Annotated in this window: 14 protein-coding genes; 5 read left to right on the top strand and 9 right to left on the bottom strand. The window is 40.8% G+C overall.

Annotated features, from left to right (window positions below; all coding sequences use genetic code 11):
- The first annotated feature begins 6 nt into the window (after nucleotides 1–6).
- Entirely contained in the window at nucleotides 7–1,080 is a 1,074-nt protein-coding gene (alr, locus tag FTT94_RS02085; RefSeq protein ID WP_180170146.1) for an alanine racemase, read from the top strand.
- 79 nt (nucleotides 1,081–1,159) lie between these two features.
- Here alr and FTT94_RS02080 read toward each other — a convergent pair whose 3' ends face one another.
- From FTT94_RS02080 to FTT94_RS02065, 4 genes are read right to left on the bottom strand one after another with little or no spacing between them, the layout of a single operon-like run.
- Nucleotides 1,160–1,894 carry a proteasome-type protease gene (locus FTT94_RS02080; protein WP_180170145.1) on the bottom strand — a complete coding sequence of 245 codons (735 nt, stop codon included), beginning with the start codon at nucleotides 1,892–1,894 and terminating at the stop codon, nucleotides 1,160–1,162.
- A 17-nt stretch (nucleotides 1,895–1,911) separates the two neighbouring features.
- Nucleotides 1,912–2,691 carry a transglutaminase family protein gene (locus tag FTT94_RS02075; protein ID WP_180170144.1) on the bottom strand — a complete coding sequence of 260 codons (780 nt, stop codon included), beginning with the start codon at nucleotides 2,689–2,691 and terminating at the stop codon, nucleotides 1,912–1,914.
- Nucleotides 2,688–3,290, bottom strand: a complete 603-nt coding sequence (locus FTT94_RS02070) for an alpha-E domain-containing protein (protein ID WP_180055886.1) — start codon at nucleotides 3,288–3,290, stop codon at nucleotides 2,688–2,690. Before FTT94_RS02070 ends, FTT94_RS02075 begins: the two co-directional genes overlap by 4 nt.
- Before the next feature lie 22 nt (nucleotides 3,291–3,312).
- Nucleotides 3,313–4,860, bottom strand: a complete 1,548-nt coding sequence (locus FTT94_RS02065; protein ID WP_180170143.1) for a circularly permuted type 2 ATP-grasp protein — start codon at nucleotides 4,858–4,860, stop codon at nucleotides 3,313–3,315.
- Nucleotides 4,861–5,109: 249 nt separating this feature from the next.
- On the opposite strand from FTT94_RS02065, the gene FTT94_RS02060 reads away from it, so the two are divergent.
- Nucleotides 5,110–6,108 carry a YafY family protein gene (locus tag FTT94_RS02060; RefSeq protein WP_168377745.1) on the top strand — a complete coding sequence of 333 codons (999 nt, stop codon included), beginning with the start codon at nucleotides 5,110–5,112 and terminating at the stop codon, nucleotides 6,106–6,108.
- Nucleotides 6,109–6,948: 840 nt separating this feature from the next.
- Complete coding sequence (locus FTT94_RS02055; RefSeq protein WP_180040358.1) at nucleotides 6,949–8,619, top strand: FMN-binding glutamate synthase family protein; 1,671 nt, start codon at nucleotides 6,949–6,951, stop codon at nucleotides 8,617–8,619.
- 450 nt (nucleotides 8,620–9,069) lie between these two features.
- On the opposite strand, the gene FTT94_RS02050 is transcribed toward FTT94_RS02055, so the two are convergent.
- Genes FTT94_RS02050 through FTT94_RS02035 form a run of 4 tightly spaced genes read right to left on the bottom strand, consistent with a single transcriptional unit; the run spans nucleotide 9,070 to nucleotide 12,834 of the window.
- Entirely contained in the window at nucleotides 9,070–10,113 is a 1,044-nt protein-coding gene (locus FTT94_RS02050; protein ID WP_168377747.1) for an alpha/beta hydrolase, read from the bottom strand.
- Nucleotides 10,113–11,252, bottom strand: a complete 1,140-nt coding sequence (locus tag FTT94_RS02045) for a YdcF family protein (protein ID WP_168377748.1) — start codon at nucleotides 11,250–11,252, stop codon at nucleotides 10,113–10,115. The genes FTT94_RS02050 and FTT94_RS02045 overlap by 1 nt, the downstream gene beginning before the upstream one ends.
- Nucleotides 11,253–11,274: 22 nt before the next feature.
- Nucleotides 11,275–12,309 carry a UDP-N-acetylmuramate dehydrogenase gene (murB, locus tag FTT94_RS02040; RefSeq protein ID WP_180055182.1) on the bottom strand — a complete coding sequence of 345 codons (1,035 nt, stop codon included), beginning with the start codon at nucleotides 12,307–12,309 and terminating at the stop codon, nucleotides 11,275–11,277.
- Nucleotides 12,310–12,318: 9 nt separating this feature from the next.
- Nucleotides 12,319–12,834, bottom strand: coding sequence for a low molecular weight protein-tyrosine-phosphatase (locus tag FTT94_RS02035; RefSeq protein ID WP_111884272.1), 516 nt, complete (start codon nucleotides 12,832–12,834; stop codon nucleotides 12,319–12,321).
- Nucleotides 12,835–12,952: 118 nt separating this feature from the next.
- Here FTT94_RS02035 and FTT94_RS02030 point away from each other — a divergent pair, with 118 nt between their 5' ends.
- On the top strand, nucleotides 12,953–14,113 hold the full coding sequence (locus FTT94_RS02030) for an iron-containing alcohol dehydrogenase (RefSeq protein WP_180055180.1): 1,161 nt from the start codon (nucleotides 12,953–12,955) through the stop codon (nucleotides 14,111–14,113).
- A 36-nt stretch (nucleotides 14,114–14,149) separates the two neighbouring features.
- Entirely contained in the window at nucleotides 14,150–14,581 is a 432-nt protein-coding gene (locus FTT94_RS02025) for a thioesterase family protein (RefSeq protein WP_180055178.1), read from the top strand.
- Between the two features lie 22 nt (nucleotides 14,582–14,603).
- Here the strand turns inward: FTT94_RS02025 and dnaX are convergent, their stop codons facing one another.
- A complete protein-coding gene (dnaX, locus tag FTT94_RS02020; protein ID WP_180105560.1) occupies nucleotides 14,604–16,823 on the bottom strand; it encodes a DNA polymerase III subunit gamma/tau in 2,220 nt (739 codons plus the stop codon).
- Nucleotides 16,824–16,854 lie beyond the last annotated feature (31 nt).

The raw sequence follows: 16,854 nt of genomic DNA, 5'->3' as shown, positions 1-16,854 counted from the left end.
TTTAGGGTGCGCCAAGCTACAGTTTATATTGATCAACAAGCACTTCAATATAATTTAAACCGTGTCAAACAACTTGCCCCAACCGCTAAAATTGTAAGCATGGTAAAAGCCAATGCTTATGGACATGGAGTTAAAGACTGCTTAGCAGCCTTAAAAGACAGCGATGCCTTTGGTGTTGCCTGCCTAGAAGAAGCATTAGAAATTCGCGAACTGGGTTATGAACAGCCTATTACGTTGATTGAAGGCATTTTCTCAGATGATGAAATGCAAATTATCATCGATAAAAAAATTGAATGTGTGGTGCATCATCAGCAACAACTAGATTGGTTACGTACGCATAAAGAGGCCTATATCGCTCAAGGTCTAAAAGTTTGGGTCAAACTCAACAGCGGTATGAACCGTTTAGGCTTTAAAGTACCTGAAATTATTGATGTTATCAATGCATTAAAGGCGGAAGGTTTTACTTGCGTACTGGCTATGCATTTTGCCAATGCTGACGCAGAAAATCATCCACTAAATGACCAACAACGTGAACAATTTTTACACGTAAAAGAAGCTTGTGCGCCAATCATGGGTTCGTGCTGTAACTCAGCAGCGATTTTCAAATGGCCAGAACTGAATTTTGATTTTGTTCGTCCAGGCATCATGCTATATGGCGCTACACCTTTCGCAGACCGTTCTGTAGAAGCATTAGATCTTAAACCAGTGATGACCTTTACCGCTGAAGTGATTGCTCTAAATACCATTCAAGCTGGTGAATCTGTGGGTTATGGATCGACTTTTGTTGCAGAGCAAGAAATGAATCTTGCGATTGTGTCGATTGGTTATGGGGACGGATATCCACGTGCCTTCCCTAAACAAAACTATGTATCTATTCAAGGACAGAAAACGCGGGTAATTGGCCGTGTTGCCATGGATATGATTGCGATTGATATCACTGGTATGAATGCACCAATAGGCACTGAAGTTGAGCTTTGGGGCAAAGATCGTCTGGTTGATGACGTTGCAGAAGCGAACGGAACCATTGGCTATGAATTATTATGCCGTATGAGCGCGCGCCCTGTACGTAAATTAGCTTAATTAGCCAAATCAAAAAGCCCAGATCAATTCTGGGCTTTTTTATTGGCTTTATATATTGTTTTATTTTCAGATTAAATCGTCATTGAAAATAGTCAGCTGTAGGTTTTGCTAACTCGATTAAGCCCTGACGCAATGCTTCAGACCATCCTCTACTGATCATTGTAAAATATGGGTCTTCTTCATAAATGCGTTTACCAGTAGGTATTTCTAAACTGTCTTTCTTATAGACTAAAGCATCTAATGGCATACCTACAGACACATTTGAGCGTATCGTTGAATCAAAAGAAATTAAACTGCAGCGCATTGCTTCATCGAGCGGCATATCGTAACGCAAAGTTCGGTCAAGTATCGGCTTACCATATTTACTTTCTCCAATTTGAAAATATGGGGTATCCGGTGTCGCACAAATAAAATTACCTTGCGGATAGATATTATATAGCTGCATATCAGCGCTACCAATTTGACCACCTACTAATAAACTACAGTAATAATTACTTTGTTCTAAAATATCTGAGGTGACATCAGAGATAACTTTTTTTAAGGTATGCCCGACCAATTCAGCCACTTCGAACATCGTATTTACACTATATAAATTCGGCTCTTGTTTGACCTCTAGCTGATTTTGTAAATGCCCGATGACCGCTTGTGTAGTAGCTAAATTCCCAGAGGTTTGGATGGTAATAAATCGCTCACCCGCAATACCAAAGGTATAAAGTTTACGAAAAACTGAAATATGGTCAACTCCTGCATTTGTACGTGTATCACTGACAAACACCATGCCATCTTTTAATCGTAATGCACAACAATAGGTCATTTTTATCCCTCAAATGATTAACAACTCAACACTTGTACAATTGAGCTCATTGACTCAGTACCACCTTTATCACGAACGCCTCGAACTGGAGCTACATCCCAGTAATCCCGCCCAATCGCGACATAAATATGTGATTGTGGTGTAAATAGCTGATTACTGACATCAAAACAATACCATTTATTTTCGATATAGACTTCTACCCAAGCATGACTGGCAAGGTGGCTACTATTCGGTACAAATAAATACCCAGAAATATATCGTGCAGGAATACCCAAATAGCGACACATTGCGATCATGACATGGCTATGATCCTGACATACCCCTTGCTTATGATGAAAAGCATCAATCGCTGAAGTATGTACCGATGTTTGATTCGATACATAGGGAATATGCGCCAATATCGCTTCAGCCAAACGAATCAGATTGGCACGATTGATACGAGGGACATAGCAATCGGCAAAACTTTTCATGTGAATATCGTACTGCGTACTCGGCGTTGGCTGTAAAAACAATTTCGGGTTTAAATCATCCGCATTTGAATCATTTGAACTCAAATTCATCTCTACGATGCCCTGCGCCATAATGGTCATTTGCAGATAAGGTTCGCGCTGCGTTGTGGTCAACCACACATTACCAAAAGTATCCAATTGCATATCACGCTGCCCCGGCACACTCACATCCCAATTTTGCACTTGTTGATGCGCATTGGTGGACGGGGTCATTTTGATATATTGAATGCTTCTGTTTACCACATCAGTGTAAACATAATGGGTCTGATGGTTGATCATGAGCCTCATACAGCCACCTCAAACATATTTTGGATATGATCACTGAAATGGTAGAAGTTTTGGCTATTCGGCTGCTGTTTAAGTGCCAACCATGCCTCTTGCACGCTTTCCCATCCAAACTGAACCAAAGCCATGACAATATGTTCAATCTTCGCTAGGGTGTGTTGAATGTCCTGCTGCATGCGTAACTGGCGATCAAGCTGCTCTATGGCTTGTCCTAAACTAAAAAATAAAAATACATCTTCAGATTCGGACTCTAAAACATCTTGGCAATCTGTTACCACGTCACAGATATAACCTGGGTTATCACTCGCATTACGAATTAAACGGCTGAGTTCTGCATAACTTTTTGCTGAAAGTACACCCCTTAAGTCCTGAATATTACTTTGCGCATATTGAAATTGGCTGGAAAATGACGCCGGCTGCTCCGCATTTAAAACTAACTCATTCATTGAGTCGGCATCAAATGCTGGCAAACAAAAAGCATGTGCATAGCTCAATGCCGTATCAACATCTTGAAAAGGGAAAATACTGCATAAATATTGAGTACGTGCTAAATAACGCCCCAACCAAAAAATATGTTCTGCATTACTGTTTAATAAAATCATGTTTTGCTCCTTCACTGGAGTGCTATGAGCGTAAATCGTCTACTACCCACGTATCTTTAATGCCGCCGCCTTGAGAAGAATTCACTACCAATGAACCTGCTTGCATCGCGACACGAGTTAAGCCACCCGGTACAATTTCAGTTCGATATGGTGAACTCAGTACAAATGGGCGTAAATCGATATGGCGTTCCGAAACACCCGCCTCACTTAGGGTTGGGCTGACAGATAAATTTAAAGTCGGCTGTGCAATATATAAATGTGGTGCTGCGGCCACTTTATCTTTAAAGCTATTTAATTCTTGTAAAGAAGCTTGTGGACCGATCAGCATGCCGTAACCACCTGAACCCTGCGCTTCTTTGACCACCAATTTTTCGATATTCGAGAGCACATAATCCAATTCGTTCTGCTCACGACATTGATAGGTCGGCACATTTTTCAGGATCGCTTGTTCGCCTAAATAGAAATGAATCATTTTATCCACATATGGATAAATCGATTTATCATCTGCTACGCCTGTTCCCGGTGCATTTGCAATGACCACATTATGTTGCATATACGCTGACATGAGCCCTGCTACGCCCAAAGTACTGTCAGGTTTGAAACATAATGGATCGAGAAAAGCATCATCCACACGACGATAAATTACATCAACCTGTTGTCGGCCTTTAATGGTTTTCACATAAACCTTATCGTTTTCTACATAAAGGTCACGCGATGTCACTAAGGGTACATCCATCTCCCTTGCCAAAAAAGCATGTTCATAATAAGCACTGTTAAAACTCCCTGGGGTTAAAACCACGATAAACGGGTTATCGACGTAGGCATTTTCTGCAAGAATTTCACGTAAAAGCTGCGGATACTGCTCAATCCCCATGATGTTGCTTTGCTGGCAAAGTTCAGGCATCAGTTTTTGACTGATCTTACGGCTTTCTAGCATATACGACACACCAGACGGTGTTCTAAGATTATCCTCAAGGACGTAAAATTCGCCTGATTGATCTCGGATGATATCAATGCCACTGATTTGGCTATAAATTTTACCTTTTAGCCCATGCATATACATTTGTGGCAAATAGGCTTCATGGGTTAAGACTTGCAGTTCAGGAATAATTCCTGCTTTTAAAATATCTTGTTGATGATAGACATCATGTAAAAACAGATTGAGTGCTTTCACGCGCTGTGCGCAGCCTAGAGATAAATTATTCCATTCCTTTCGTGCAATCACACGCGGAATAAGATCATAAGGTATGGTGCGTTCAATACCCTCATCTTCGCCATACACTGTAAAAGTAATGCCTTCATAGAGAAAATGTTGTTTTGCAACCTGATTTAGTTGCTTCAATTCATCAAGCGTATGCTGTGATAACCACTGCTCTATCCGTTGGCATGATTCTTTAGCTACCGTTTTGCTGTCGCGCATTTCATTAAAAAAATCCGAATTGAATTGATTAAACAGCGCATATCCTCGAGCAAGTGGTAAAGTTTTTAATGTAGAGACAGAAGTATTAACCAACTTTGCCTCATAACCCTCAATTCCATTTGAAGTTGTATTACGATTTTCTTTCAGCATAGCAACTCCATGTTTTTGTCATGTTTTGTAAATCAGATAAAGCAATATATATGCCATCAATACATATGCTGCTTCTCTTTGATTATTTATGCAAAGTGGTACAGCATGTAACTGCTCAAGTTGTGTCAAATTGCGTTATTAAAATCATCTTAGTTTTTTTAGATGAAGACTTGCTTAACGCAGGAAGATTTCTTATTGTGTCCCACAGCATCATTTTATTCATTTAAGTCCAAGTTCAAGCACTAGATTATGTCTTCACAAGAAAAAGAAACGTCGAACAGCCTTTATCGTCAGTGGCAAATTCTTTCACGACTGTCCACAGGTAAGTGGATGGGTACGCGTGAATTACAAGAAATACTGAACCGTGAAGGCATTGATATCAGCCTACGCACCATTCAGCGTGACTTAAATCAAATTTCTCTACGTTTCCCAATTGAGAGCAGTAAAACAACGCCGCAAGGCTGGCGTTGGCGTTCTGATGCACCGATTCAAAGCCTGCCTCATATGACCAGCTCACAAGCGGTCACCTTTATGATGGTTGAGGAGCATCTAAAGCATTTGCTTCCGCCAAGCTTAATTGAAGAAATGAATCCTTGGTTTGACCTCGCACGTCGAAGTCTGTCGTCGCAAAATAATGTCCGTCAGTGGATTAACCGCGTGCGGATCGTGCCAGCTACTCAGCCATTGATTCCTCCTGTGGTTGAAAAAGTCGCACAGCAATCGATTTATGAAGGCTTACTACAAGACAAACAACTGGAATGTCTATATCAAGGTCGTGGACAACAAAGCGAAGAAAAGACCTATATTTTAAATCCACTGGCGTTGGTCCAAAAAGGTGCAATTATTTATTTGGTGTGCACACGTCATGACAAAACAGACATCCAAACCTTTGCTTTACATCGTTTTAAATCAGCTACAGTCTTAAATTCACGTGCATTACACCCTGTCGATTTTGATATTGATGCCTATATTGACTCTGGAGCGCTTGGCTTCCGTGTGGACTTCAATAAGCCGACTGAAATGATTCAGCTCAAATTAACCATGTCGGAATCAGAAGCAGTTTATTTTGAAGAAAGTCAGCTAAGTAAAGATCAAGTGATTCAAAAAACCGAAGATGGCTGGGTTGAAGTTAGTGCAACAGTACCATTTACCTCTCAGTTAACATGGTGGCTGCGTAGTTTTGGGAAAAAGATTCAGAAAATTGAACCCGAAGAAGTCGCTATAGTTGTACAACAACGCAATGATTAAACCGATCTAAGGTTTTCTGCTACCTTAAATACTAACTAATGTTACGCACATAAAAGTAATTTCGCATTTTAAAAATGATTTTTAAGTCTATTCGACGGAGTCTTACATCTAGGGTTTAAATAAAGGAATTAGCCTTCGGCTGGAGGTACTTTTGTTTCGGCAAAAGTACCCAAAACCATTGTCATCCGCAAAACTCGTTCACTAACGTCTACTTATTCAAAGTATCGCAAAAACATTTTTAAATAAATGTAGTCCTGTCTCAAACACTTGCGGATGACCTTACCGCGTATCATTCTTTTATTTGAGGTGACAACTTCTAACGCATAATGAATATCTAGTACATTATTTATGCTTAGATTTTCCCTTAAAATATCAACACATAAAAAAGTCCCAACGCTGGGACTGGATAATTTCTTAGAATATTTTTGTAATTTTAGTCGTTTAGGTCAAAGGAACTACAGCATAAGTACCTGCTGAATACCTTATGCCGTAGCGCTAATTTCTCATGGCTATAATCAATTACTGACATAGGCAGGCTAGGTCGGCATTATTATAACGAATAGATTTCATAGTCATATTCAGCACCTCGTGTTTAGAAAGTAAAATCACTATAACCTCCATTTTGTTCACTGTGAAATAACAAGAACCGCGCTACTTTTCATAAATTTTCTTAAAGAACATTCCTGCTTTTCTTATCTCATTTGGCTTTAAATGAAAAAATCATCCAACTTCAGTGCTGCTTTTTATAAATGCTACACTGAATCAACAAATTAAAGCTTGAGCATTGTGCATAAACTCGGCAAATTATGAGCAAATGAGCTGAATAAGATTTTTCAAAATATGGCCAGTCCAGCGCAAACTATTCGCCACAAGCTACTAAATACTTTTTTTTCTCGGCATTCCATTTGGTTTGCTTGTATTTTTATCTTCCTACTCATTTCGAGTTTTCATTTAGGTTATTCCCCTCGTTATATTCAATATTTCATTCCACAAACCTTATTGAATAGTATCTGGGTCATTACTGGGCTTTTGAGTTTATTGGGTTTGTATGACGTCATACAAAACAAACATTCGATCTTAAAAAATTACCCCATCATGGGGCACTTTCGTTTTCTATTTGAAGAATTTCGACCTGAAATTCGCCAATATTTTATTGAATCTGATCAAGATGCTCTGCCCTTTTCTCGTATGCAGCGTAGTTTGGTCTATCAACGTGCAAAAAACCAAAATGCAGATAAACCATTTGGTTCAATTGTTGATGTTTACCAAAATGATTACCGCTTTATTAATCACTCCTTGTCACCTTGCATTCCTGCCATTCCTGAAACATTCCGTATTAACATCGGTAATGAACAATGTAAGCAACCGTATAGTGCATCGATATTAAACATTTCTGCGATGAGCTTTGGTAGCTTAAGTGCCAATGCCATTCGTGCCTTAAACTTAGGTGCAAAAATGGGCAATTTCTACCATGACACCGGTGAAGGCAGTATTAGTCCGTATCACTTGGAAAATGGTGGCGACATTGTTTGGGAACTCGGTAGTGGTTACTTTGGCTGTCGTACCATTGATGGTCAATTCGATCCTGTACGTTTTGCTGAACAAGCCAAGCACCCTCAAGTCAAAATGATTGAGATCAAATTATCTCAAGGTGCAAAACCAGGCCATGGTGGTATTTTACCTAAAGACAAAATTTCCGAAGAGATTGCTCAAATCCGTGGTGTCAGCCGTGAACATGACTGTATCTCTCCATCTAGCCATCCTGCCTTTAGCACCCCTATTGAAATGATGCAATTTATTCAGCAATTGCGCGAGCTTTCCGAAGGTAAACCTGTAGGCTTTAAACTGTGTATCGGGCAACCGTGGCAATTTATGAGTATCGTAAAAGCCATGTTACACACAGGTATTACACCTGATTTTATCGTGGTGGATGGTTCTGAAGGTGGGACTGGCGCAGCGCCGATTGAACTGATTGATAATATGGGGACACCACTGCGTGAAGGCCTACTCTTTGTCAATAACACCCTAATTGGTGCAGGCTTACGTGCAAAAATTAAAGTCGGTGCCAGTGGTAAAATTATTAGTGCTTTTGATATTGCCAGTACCATGGCAATTGGTGCAGATTGGGTGAACTCAGCTCGTGGCTTTATGTTTGCAGTCGGGTGTATTCAAGCTCAAAGCTGTCATACCAACCAATGTCCTGTTGGGGTTGCAACACAGGACAAAGACCGTCAAAAAGCCATTCATGTTCCTACAAAGGCAGAACGTGTTTTTAATTTCCACAAAAACACCATGCATGGTTTATCTGAACTTATTGCCTCAGCAGGTTTACAACATCCATCGGATATCCGTGCACACCATCTAGCGCAGCGCATTAATAACCGTGAAATTAAAAACTATGCACAGCTACATTTTTGGTTAAAAGATGGTGAGCTGCTCAGTTGTGAAAATAAAGATGAAGAAAACTTCTATTTCCGTATGTGGAATATGGCACATCTAGAAAAGTTCTAATCCCTACCGCATAAAAAAGAGGCGACCACGCCTCTTTTTTTCGTCTAGATCCATCACACTGATTAAGGTAAGCTGTGCTCAATCGTCAATTAGTAACTGATGTTACGCGCGTAAAAGTAAATACGCATTTTTAAAATAATTTTTAAGCCTATTCGACGGAGTCTTACATCTAGGGCTTAAATAAAGGGATTACCCTTCGGCTGGAGGTACTCTTACGAAACGATGTTTCTCATTCGGCAAAATGAGAAGCAAAGCTTCGCAAGGAAACCATCTTGCGGTGCAATGCACCTCACCGACAAAACTCGTTCACTAGCGTCAAATTATTCAAAGTATTGCAAAAACATTTTTGATTAGAAGTAGTCCTGTCTCAAACACTTGCGGATGAACTTCCCGCGTATCGTACTTTTATTTGAATCAAATTACGCTCCTGATGTTAGTGCGTAACATCAGTTAGTAATAAGACTTACTATTCGATTGAGCATGCAAGAATGCCGGGATCAAACCTGTTAATGCAGCACGAATATCGGCACGTTCATTAATCAGCTGATGTGAACCTTCTTCAAGCATGAGAAGCGTCTGTAAACGGAATTTACGACGTATAAACTCAATGTTATAACGCCAATCCACCGTTTGATCCTGTGCGCCTTGAGCTAACCACACTGGAATACGACACGCAGGTCGTTCTTCCATTTCCTGCATCCATTTTGACATGGCCAAAATCCAATCCATCCCCATCATTCGAGGTTGTAGAGGATCCTTTAAACGTACAAAACGTAAAAACTCAGGGTTGTGATTATTCCGTCTAAAATGACGTGGCACTTCACGTTTAATACGACGAATAATGCCTAATCCAACCGAGTTATGCCACCATGCCGTTTTTGCAGGACGAATCAGCGGAGATAATAATAAAACCCGTTCGACATAAGGGTTTTTGCGATGTTCAGCAAAATCTAACAGATGATGCAGCCAAATCGCACCACCCGTACTCTGCCCAATCCCTAACCACGGTGTCGGTAATTGAGCTGCATGTTTCACATAACGATATACCGCTTCCAAAACTTGTTGGTAATGGTCAAAGTTTTGAATACTGGCTGGCGAGCCATTGCTTAGACCATGCCCCGGTAAATCATAGGTCAAAACACTAAAACCTTGATCTAAGAGCTCACGAATAATCGGCTGATATATTCCACTATGCTCTAAATAACCATGTAATAAAAATACAGTGCCTTTAATGACATCTGTTTCAGCCTTTAGTTTCGGTTGAAACACTTGTACATGTAGTTTGAACAAAGGCATTTCTACATAGCCTTGCCAATGTTCGCAGTTCAAGGCATCTAAGCCGTAGAGTCGTCGATAAGATTGTATTTCGACACTAGGCTCAAACGGCCGATTTAAATTTAGCGGTTCTAATAATTGTGGGGTTAATTCTCGACTTGGAACAGGAAGATCTAATTGTTTAAGGATCGAAGGATTAAGAAATGGGATATCTGACATTATGGGACCTCCCGACAGTCACTTGAGCCAAACCAAACGTCACGTAAGGTAGCTAATAATTCATAATTGGCACGACGACTATGGTCATAATTTTTTTCACTTGGTCGCCATGTGGTTAATGTCGTTGGCATAGGTGCAACAACAGGAACGGTTTCGATACCATTTAATGCAAATAAACGCCGTGTTCGAGGCATATGATATTGGTCGGTGATTAAAATAACCGTCGGTGCGCCGCCTTTTTTCTGTAAAAGTAACGAACTAAAGCGTGAATTTTCGCAAGTATTCATACTCCGGTTTTCAAGCAATTTCGCATCGACATCATATTGCTTTAACCAAGCTTGCATATACGGTGCTTCCACACCACTCAGTACAATCGGTAGCTTATGTGTGCGTTCGACATCGAGTGTTTTTTCCAGTCGAAGTCGTGTGTAGTCATTCACCACGATATCTTTATCATTTTTATCTAAAGTTAAGCCACCACCTAACACCACGATCGCATACGGATCTGCGGTTGGCTGCTTCAGGGTTTTATCTTTCATTTTGGCTAGATCAAGATAGGTTTCATCATCGATCGGTTCCGCTTCTGAAGCAGCTTGTTCAATTTCATGAGTTTTTAAGAACTCTGTATATTGCGTCATGAGTCCTTTATTTTCCGCACTATTGAGTTCGAGCAGCTCTTTCATTTTTTGAGCAGGATTTTCCGCCATTGCTTCAGAGGATGCCGCCTCGGATGCAGAAGGATTCAGCAAAGGAACTTTCGGTATGTCCTTTTGATTATCACTTATTTCTTTTTCATGTTCTTCTTCAATGAGCTGCTGTAAAGCCTTATAACGCGCTTGTATAAGGGTCAAGTCTTGAGGCTCATCAGACTGTATGGCTTGCTCCATGAGTTTTAAATACGCTTGGCGCGCGATCCATAAGTCAGAACCCGGCTCATAATTATCATCATCACTCAAAGCACCGAGTTTTTGACTTTGCGCTGCGAGCTGATTGACTTCTACAGGAACGAAATAATTTAAACTTTTAACGATCAATTTAGAATAAAACGGCGTATAGATAAAAATCATCAGACAGCCCAAAAGTACAAATAGCACTGCGGCAATTTGTACTAAGCGAACCATCCAATGTGTTTTATGCATAAATCTAAAACCTATGTTTTTATTAATCTGCGTGAGATCGAATCAAGCCATTTGTATCAAATAATACAGGCTCAGGATGTAGTTCAATATTAAATTTTTCAAAAACATCATGTTGTACAGCTTTGTAAGTTGTACGTACATCTTGCAGCGTGGCGTCCTGATAATTGACCAACACCAAAGCTTGCTTATGGAACATACCCACTGAACCCACAGATTTCCCTTTCCAACCCGCTTGATCAATCAACCAGCCAGCTGCCAGTTTTACCGCATTATTCGGTTGTGGATAATGGGGTAAATTTGGAAATTGCAGCGCAATTTGGTCAAAGGCTTGCTGGCTAATCACAGGATTTTTAAAGAAACTTCCGACATTTGGAAATTCTTTCGGATCTGGAAGTTTGGTTTGACGGATATGAATGACTTGTTGTTGTAGGTTTTCTGCACTTAAGTCTTCGCCTACCGCCTGCTTTAAATCACCATAATTTAATTTTAAATCGGCATGTTTTAAAAGTTTAAAAGTCACATGCGTAATAATAAAACGCTCTGGCTCATCTTTAAAAATACTATGGCGATATGAAAAATGACAATCGGCAGCGCTAATACTACTTTGCTGTTCTGTTACTCGGTCATAGACCTGCACAGATTCAATAAATTCACCCGCCTCAACACCATAAGCTCCAATATTTTGCACAGGTGAAGCACCGACTAAACCGGGTATCAATGCTAAATTTTGTAAGCCATAAAACTGGTGTGCCGTCGTCCATAGCACAAAGTCATGCCACACTTGCCCTGCACCCACTTTTAAAGTCTGTGTATCGGCATCGTCTTGTACATATTCAATCCCTTGAATATCCATGTGCATCACTAAAGCATGTATTTGCTCAGGCAACAGCATATTACTGCCTCCTGAAAGTACCAATACATTTAATTGCTCAGCTTTGGCAAAGTCGAGCGCTGCTTGGATATCTTCTACCGATTGAACACGTACATAATGAGATGCTACAGCATCGAGGCTTAATGTATTAAATGGCTTAAGCTGAACCTGTGTTTGAATTTGCATTCTTAAACCTTAATTTTTTTGCTGTGCTTGTAACTGAGTTTTTAAATAATTGACCCAAGCCTGACTGCTAGATTCGCATTGATCTAATACATGTTCAAACCCTGCATCACCACCATAGTACGGATCTGGTACTTCTTGTTGCGGATATTGGTGATCATGTTGACTCATCAAAGACACTTGTGCACGTAGTTGACCGAATTGTTGCTGCGCCTTTTGCATGAGGTTTTGAATATTGTCTAAATTTTCGTAGTCCATGGCCAAAATCAAATCAAATTCAATAAAATCATGAACCGTTAACTGACGTGCGCGTAATGCAGATAAGTTATAGCCTCGTAATTTTGCATGCTGTTGGCTACGAAGATCAGGCGCTTTGCCCGGATGATAATTGCTCGTACCCGCAGAGTCGACGTGAATATTGAGTTGCGCTTCATCACAAAAATGTCTGAGAACCACTTCAGCCGTAGGTGAACGGCAAATATTTCCTAAACAAACACACAACACCTTATATGGCGTGCTGGATGACATAACAACCTCAAGACTACTTTTATTTCAAGCGTCTTATGTTAAGTTATTTACAGGATGAATCCTATATCAACACTCAAGAATAATGTTTATTTGGATATAAAAAATTAGGGATAAGCCAATGAGTCAATTTCAGTTTCAAACCGTCAGCAATATTATTTCAGGCTTAGGCTCTATTTCCCAACTGAGAGAGGTCCTAGGCGACTTTCAAGCCAAACGTGTCATGTTTGTGACCGACCCCGGTATGTTGCAACAACAATTACATTTACCCATTTTGGATATTTTAGAAAGTATCCATCAAGACTATGTAATTTATTCCAGTATTCAAGCTGACCCTGCAGAACATATAGTTTTGGATGCAGTTCAATTTGCCAAGAATGAAAAAGTAGATTTGATTATTGGTTTTGGCGGTGGCAGTTCAATGGATGTGGCTAAAATTATCGCGATCTTGGCTCATCCTAAGCAAACACAACAGATCAGTGATTTATATGGTGTTGCTAATGCAAAACGACCACGCTTACCGCTCATTTTGATCCCGACAACGGCAGGGACCGGCTCTGAAGTCACACCAATCTCTATCGTCACTACAGGTGAAACCACCAAAACTGGTATCGTCTCCCCTGTACTGTATGCCGATGTCTGTATCCTCGATGCGAACTTTACTTTAAATCTTCCCGCACATATTACCGCAGCGACAGGTATCGATGCCATGGTGCATGCCATTGAAGCCTATACGTCAAAAATTAAAAAAAATCCGTATGCGGATATGCTCGCCAAACAAGCTTTGCGTTTATTAAATAAAAACTTAGCAGTGGTTTTACAAGATGGACATAACCTCGAAGCGCGTCAGCACATGCTAGTCGGTTCAATGCTTGCAGGTCAGGCCTTTGCTAATGCACCAGTTGCAGCGGTGCATGCACTCGCCTATCCACTCGGTGGACACTTTCATCTCTCGCATGGTCATACCAATGCACTGGTTCTCGCTGAAGTGTTAAAGTTTAATGCACCTCAGGCCAAGCAGCATTATGCAGAACTTATGAGTTGGCTAGACCCATACAGTACGGGCTGTACCGATGGTTTATGTGATTTATTTATTGATCATATGCAAAATCATTTAGATCAGAGCGGTTTGGTGCTAAAACTCAGCCAACTGAATGTGCCTGAAAATATGCTCGATCGTTTAGCAGAAGACGCATTATTACAAACACGACTATTACAAAATAATCCGCGAGAACTGCAGTTTGAAGATGCTCGCCAGATTTACCAATCAATATATGCCTAAAGTTCACTCATTTTTGAAATAAAGAAAATACCAACGATGAAACCTGAAACTAAACGCCGCCAAAACTATCGATTTTTATTTCCAATCCAAACGCGTTGGGCAGACAACGATATGTATGGCCATGTCAATAATGTCACCTATTACAGCTATTTTGATACCGCTGCAAATGCACTCTTGATTCAACATGCCGGTTTTGATTTGCAAAATACCCCGATCATCGGTTTAGTGGTCGATTCAGCCTGCAGTTTTTTACAAGAACTGTCCTATCCAGAAATCATTGAAGTTGGGGTTGCGATTGAAAAAATTGGTAATTCTTCACTGCGCTATGACTTGGCTATTTTTAAACAAGGACAAAATGAGGCTGCAGCCCAAGGACATTTCGTACATGTGTTTGTCGACCGCCAAACACGAAAAAGCACCTCGATACCCGATGATATGCGAGATGCTTTAACCCAGTTTTTACTTTAATTTTTAGAATCCAGCTTAGAACTTATTTGAGCTGGATATTTTGCAACTCACCATCAAAGCTTTTGAGCAAATCTTTCACAACAGGCTCTGCATGTAATAACTCATTTGCACGTGCAAACGCTTTTTCTTTGCGGACATGTTGTAAAGCATACGGTGTGGTTTCTTCGACATCTTCAAAGCTGATATGTAAACGACATTTTGACCATTGCGCATGAATGGCTTGTTCCAATACATGCTGTAATTGAGTCACTAAAGCTTCGTATCGCTTTGGAATATGGAAAGTCGATTCACCGTCAATCGTACCTCGCATAATGCCATGCTGCGCCAACTCTTGTACCGCAGGTGAAAGTTGACTATTTCGGAACCAATACTCCCACTTTTCGACCGTCCACTCACCTTCAAGGGTTTGAGGCTGTAAAGTCAAAATATCTTGTGGCATCAAGGTAGAGGATGAACCCGTTTGAACAGCATCCGAAGAAACGGAACTTTGCGTAACTTGTGGTGATGCTAGATCAAAACCATTGTCGCCTTGAGCACCCGAAACTGATTCATTCACCACATGTTGTGGTTCAACGGCATTTATCAAATGTGGCTGAGCTGTTTCAGGCTGTGTACTTGTTGGCTCTAAAGCTGTTGGTTCTAAAGGTGCAATATCTTCAAAATTTATAGCGCTCACATCAACTTCTTCAGTTTCAGTACTCGGCGTCGGATCTAAATCAAATAATGTATCTTCTGCCACGGCATCCATAACAAGCGTGTCATTTTGCTGTGTCGATACAGACTCAACCGGTGCAACCTCTTGCGTATCTAGAGTGCCATTTGCTGTAGATGCTGTAGAAGTTTGGCTAATCACATCCTCTTCAGGATCATCTAAAAAATCATCAGATGAAGGTTCGTCGGCTGCAGGTGCAGAAACATAGCCATCATCGTCATCATAATGTGAATCATCAAAATCATCGAAAGCTGGCGATGTGTCTACAGCGGGTACAGCTTCAGGCTGCTCAACAGTGGCAACCTGTGCAGCAGACTCAACAACGGTATTGGGTTGCTGCAAAGACTGTGTTTGAGTCGGCTGAACTGTTTCGGCCTGATTTTGAGCAAGCTGTGGCTGTGCGGCTGACTCTTGCTGTACGGCAGAGACCAACATTTCGTTTGGCTGTAATGGTCGGAATGCTAATAGACGCAGCACACACATCTCAAAACCTTGCTCTTGCGTGACTGCCAACTGCAAGTCTGCCCGACCTTTGCATGCGACTTGATAATACAGCTGCAAATCTTGAGCTGAAATCAACTGCGACAATTGCATAATTTTTTGATTGATCTCAGCGCTATATTTCAACGCTAAGTCTGGCAAGTATTGTAATAATGCCAGTTCATGTAACGTTGAAATCAACTGATCTAATACCAGAGAAACATCCAGCGCTTGTTGACGGAATTGCATGAGTAAAGCACTCACGCGTTCACGCTGATTTTGATGAATGGCTAAAATCAAATCATAAATAATGGTACGGTCAATTAGGCCCAACATGTCTTTAACATCTTGGTGCTGAATTGAACCCTGACCATAGGCAATGGCTTGGTCAGTCAGTGACAATGCATCACGCAGTGAACCTTGAGCCGATTCAGCAATTTGCCAAATCGCATCTTGCTCCGCTTGAATTTGTTCTTTTTGTAAAATATCGGTCAGATGCATGGTGATTTCATCCACGGCTAAAGGACGCAAAGTAAATTGCAAGCAACGTGAAATGACAGTAATCGGTAATTTTTGTGGATCTGTGGTTGCAAATAAGAACTTCACATGCTCTGGCGGCTCTTCCAACGTCTTTAATAACGCATTAAATGAATGCGTAGAGAGCATATGCACTTCATCGATTAGATAAACTTTGAAGCGACCTTGCGTTGGTGCATAAGGAACGTTATCGAGTAGTTCTCGCGTATCTTCAACTTTGGTCCGTGATGCCGCATCGATTTCAATTAAATCAATAAAACGACCTTCATTTACTGCTTTACACGTTGGGCAGACTTCACACGGCGTTGAGGTTACACCTGTTTCACAGTTCAGACATTTTGCCAAAATACGGGCAATGGTGGTTTTACCCACGCCACGAGTACCTGTAAATAAATACGCATGATGTAACCGACCACGTTCTAAGGCACTGGTAAGTGCGCGTGACACATGGTTTTGCCCCACGAGTTCAATGAAATTTCGTGGACGGTATTTTCGTGCAAGTACTTGATACATGTATGCTCCTTTTTACAGGTGTAAGCATACT

This window comes from Acinetobacter sp. YH12027, assembly GCF_013420085.1.
Taxonomy (GTDB): domain Bacteria; phylum Pseudomonadota; class Gammaproteobacteria; order Pseudomonadales; family Moraxellaceae; genus Acinetobacter; species Acinetobacter amyesii.
The sequence above is the reverse complement of the archived record's forward strand: the minus strand, read 5'-3'. Positions and strand labels throughout refer to the sequence as shown.

What these genes read in the sequence shown, in the direction of transcription:
- FTT94_RS02080 (WP_180170145.1), bottom strand. Translation starts at nt 1,894, where the DNA reads ATGACCTATTGTTGTGCATTACGATTAAAAGATGGCATGGTGTTTGTC.
- murB (WP_180055182.1), bottom strand. Translation starts at nt 12,309, where the DNA reads ATGCAAATTCAAACACAGGTTCAGCTTAAGCCATTTAATACATTAAGC.
- FTT94_RS02035 (WP_111884272.1), bottom strand. Translation starts at nt 12,834, where the DNA reads ATGTCATCCAGCACGCCATATAAGGTGTTGTGTGTTTGTTTAGGAAAT.
- FTT94_RS02065 (WP_180170143.1), bottom strand. Translation starts at nt 4,860, where the DNA reads ATGCTGAAAGAAAATCGTAATACAACTTCAAATGGAATTGAGGGTTAT.
- FTT94_RS02030 (WP_180055180.1), top strand. Translation starts at nt 12,953, where the DNA reads ATGAGTCAATTTCAGTTTCAAACCGTCAGCAATATTATTTCAGGCTTA.
- FTT94_RS02045 (WP_168377748.1), bottom strand. Translation starts at nt 11,252, where the DNA reads ATGCATAAAACACATTGGATGGTTCGCTTAGTACAAATTGCCGCAGTG.
- FTT94_RS02070 (WP_180055886.1), bottom strand. Translation starts at nt 3,290, where the DNA reads ATGATTTTATTAAACAGTAATGCAGAACATATTTTTTGGTTGGGGCGT.
- FTT94_RS02025 (WP_180055178.1), top strand. Translation starts at nt 14,150, where the DNA reads ATGAAACCTGAAACTAAACGCCGCCAAAACTATCGATTTTTATTTCCA.
- dnaX (WP_180105560.1), bottom strand. Translation starts at nt 16,823, where the DNA reads ATGTATCAAGTACTTGCACGAAAATACCGTCCACGAAATTTCATTGAA.
- FTT94_RS02060 (WP_168377745.1), top strand. Translation starts at nt 5,110, where the DNA reads ATGTCTTCACAAGAAAAAGAAACGTCGAACAGCCTTTATCGTCAGTGG.
- FTT94_RS02075 (WP_180170144.1), bottom strand. Translation starts at nt 2,691, where the DNA reads ATGAGGCTCATGATCAACCATCAGACCCATTATGTTTACACTGATGTG.
- FTT94_RS02050 (WP_168377747.1), bottom strand. Translation starts at nt 10,113, where the DNA reads ATGTCAGATATCCCATTTCTTAATCCTTCGATCCTTAAACAATTAGAT.
- FTT94_RS02055 (WP_180040358.1), top strand. Translation starts at nt 6,949, where the DNA reads ATGGCCAGTCCAGCGCAAACTATTCGCCACAAGCTACTAAATACTTTT.